Consider the following 234-nt stretch of genomic DNA (forward strand, 5'->3'; position numbering starts at 1 on the left):
TCTCGTCTATATGCCAGAACGCTTGAGCTTCTGCCATCGACAACGGCTGCTTTTGCGGCTGTTGGATCAGCTGCGACTGAGCAAAAGGTGAACAAAACTGCGCCTCGTCGCTGATATCCAGCAACAAGCGGTCTTTTTTATTGCAGTATGTCCAAAACCAGCGCTCTGACGGCCTAAGCATAAGATTTCCTATTAAATCCCAATTGGCTAACAATTATGCAGTTACAGGAATAC

The 234-nt window shown here is 46.6% G+C and carries 1 protein-coding gene; it reads right to left on the bottom strand.

The genetic code is table 11. The features are described from left to right. On the bottom strand, nt 1-181 hold a 181-nt coding region (locus tag R0J87_RS24905; RefSeq protein WP_498889707.1), incomplete at its 3' end, for a hypothetical protein. Nucleotides 182-234 lie beyond the last annotated feature (53 nt).

Origin of the sequence: Halomonas sp. SIMBA_159 (assembly GCF_046536035.1) — a bacterium.
Lineage (GTDB): Bacteria > Pseudomonadota > Gammaproteobacteria > Pseudomonadales > Halomonadaceae > Vreelandella > Vreelandella venusta_A.